Genomic DNA, 705 nt, shown 5'->3' with positions numbered 1-705 from the left:
GAGGATTAACGGGTATGTGCCCCTCCCCCCAGCTTATCGCAGCTTATCGCGTCCTTCGTCGCCTCTGAGACCCTAGGCATCCCCCGTGTGCTCTTGCTTACTTCGCTTTCGTAACGCTACTCCTATTACTAGGAGCTGCTTTGTCTTATTGCTAAGACCAAGCGCGCTACGCTTCGTTTTTGTTACCCCTTACGTCAAAGAACGTGTACTACTCTGGTGTTTAGTAGTGTCGTGAAATACCAGTCAATTACTGATGTTTCGTATTTATTATGGTGGAGGATAACGGAGTCGAACCGTTGACCCCCTGCGTGCAAGGCAGGTGCTCTAGCCAGCTGAGCTAATCCCCCGTGTTTCATATCCAGCAGCAATCCCGCTAGTTACAGTGGGCCTGCGTGGACTCGAACCACGGACCTCTACATTATCAGTGTAGCGCTCTAACCACCTGAGCTACAAGCCCGTGTTTCGACGATACCCGAGGGCAAACGTAGAATCCGTATTCAAAATTATTTGAATGAGGAAACAAACAAAGAGTAAGTACCAAGCAGTACTCATATTAGTATAACATCGTGAGCAAGGCCGCTCCAGAAAGGAGGTGATCCAGCCGCACCTTCCGGTACGGCTACCTTGTTACGACTTAGCCCTAGTTACCTGTTCTACCCTAACTGGCTTCGTTGCGGAGCACCAGCTTCAGGTCTACCAAACTTC

At 49.9% G+C, this 705-nt stretch carries 2 tRNA genes and 2 rRNA genes; all 4 read right to left on the bottom strand.

Annotation, left to right across the window (positions count from 1 at the left end):
* Positions 1 to 107 (bottom strand): 23S ribosomal RNA (locus ABD819_RS21435); the annotation flags it as partial.
* Positions 108 to 270: 163 nt separating this feature from the next.
* A tRNA-Ala gene (locus ABD819_RS21430) sits at positions 271 to 347 on the bottom strand.
* 36 nt (positions 348 to 383) lie between these two features.
* Positions 384 to 457, bottom strand: a tRNA-Ile gene (locus ABD819_RS21425).
* A gap of 128 nt (positions 458 to 585) precedes the next feature.
* A 16S ribosomal RNA gene (locus ABD819_RS21420) occupies positions 586 to 705 on the bottom strand; the annotation flags it as partial.

The sequence above is a fragment of the Hymenobacter antarcticus genome (genome assembly GCF_039539545.1).
Classification (GTDB): domain Bacteria; phylum Bacteroidota; class Bacteroidia; order Cytophagales; family Hymenobacteraceae; genus Hymenobacter; species Hymenobacter antarcticus.
The sequence above is the reverse complement of the archived record's forward strand: the minus strand, read 5'-3'. Positions and strand labels throughout refer to the sequence as shown.